The 1,526-nt window shown below is 65.7% G+C and carries 1 protein-coding gene; it reads right to left on the bottom strand.

What is annotated here, in order from left to right:
• Positions 1 to 182: 182 nt before the first annotated feature.
• A partial coding sequence (locus CAPSK01_RS19055) for a chemotaxis protein CheA (protein ID WP_273704094.1) occupies positions 183 to 1,526 on the bottom strand: 1,344 nt, incomplete at its 5' end.

Genomic DNA, 1,526 nt, shown 5'->3' with positions numbered 1-1,526 from the left:
ATAGCGGCCAAGATTGAGGTATCCGACGCCGATCACGGAAACCAGAATGATTGCGACGAGCCCAAAAGCGATGCCGAGGCGCATGCCGATCTTGAGGTTCTTGAACATGGGGGGAGTTCTCCTGTGAGATTTGGGACAAAGAGCGTGGTGTGGGAGGCGGAATTGGTGGTGGTGGTTGTAGTTCAGCCGACGACGACGACTTCGCGCCGGCTGGGGGTCGGATGGCCGAGGCGCTGCTCCTCGCGGCCGCTGACCAGTTCGACGAGTGCCGGCACGTCGAGGATCAGCGCCACCTCGCCGGTGCCGAGGATGGTCGAGCCGCCGATGCCGCGCAGTTGCTTGAAGAGCACGCCGAGCGGCTTGATCACCGTCTGGAACTCGCCGAGCAGCGCATCGACCACCAGCCCCGCCTTCTTGCCGGCGTACTGGACGATCACCACGTTCTGGCGCAGCGGCGGCTGGCCGGCGATCCGGAACAACTCGCGCAGGCGGACGAAAGGCAGCACTTCGCCGCGCAGGTTCAGGTAGTTGCGGTTCTCGCGCACCTCGGCCAGTTCGATGCATTCGACCACCGAGTCGAGCGGCACGACATAGGACGCCTGGCCGACGCCGGTCAGGAACCCGTCGATGATCGCCAGCGTCAGCGGCAGGCGGATGGTGAAGGTCGACCCCTGGCCCTCGACCGTGCTCACCTCGACGCTGCCGCGCAGGCTCTGGATGTTGCGCCGCACCACATCCATCCCGACGCCGCGGCCCGAAATGTTGGTCACCTGCTCGGCGGTCGAGAAACCGGCTTCGAAGATCAGATTGAGGATCTCCTGATCGGCCAGCGGCGCCGTCGCGTCGATCAGGCCCTTGGCGATCGCCTTGGCGCGGATCTTCTCCTTGGGCAGACCGCCACCGTCGTCGACGATCTCGATCACGATGCTGCCCGAATCGTGGTAGGCGTTGAGCTGCACGGTGCCCTTCTCCGGCTTGCCGCGTTCGGCGCGCAGCGCCGCGCTTTCGATGCCGTGGTCGATCGCGTTGCGCACCAGATGCATCAGCGGGTCGCCGAGCTTCTCGACCACCGATTTGTCGAGTTCGGTCTCGCCGCCGCTGATCACCAGGTCGATGTCCTTGCCGAGCTCGCGCGAACTGTCGCGCACGACGCGATTGAAACGGTTGAAGGTCTCGCCGATCTGCACCATGCGCAATTGCAGCGCCGAATCGCGAATCTCCTCGACCAGGCGCAGCAGCACCGAGGTCGATTCCATCAGTTCCGACTGGCCGCTGCGCTGCGCCAGCAGGTGGGCGCCGGCGCCGGCGATGACCATTTCGCCGACCAGATCGATCAACTGGTCGAGCTTGTCGGCCTGCACCCGGATCAGGCGCGCTTCGACCGCCTTCTTCTCGCTGATCGCGCTCTGCCGGCTGGCTGCGGCTTCGACGACTTCTTTCTGCACCGACTTCTGGTCGACCAGGATCTGGCCGATCGGCGGTGCGGTCCCCGTCGCGCCGGCGGCCGGCTGTCGCTGCTGCGCCAG

This window comes from Candidatus Accumulibacter vicinus (assembly GCF_000584955.1).
Classification (GTDB): Bacteria; Pseudomonadota; Gammaproteobacteria; order Burkholderiales; family Rhodocyclaceae; genus Accumulibacter; species Accumulibacter vicinus.
Note: the sequence above shows the minus strand (reverse complement) of the source record. Positions and strands in the feature narration are given on the sequence as shown.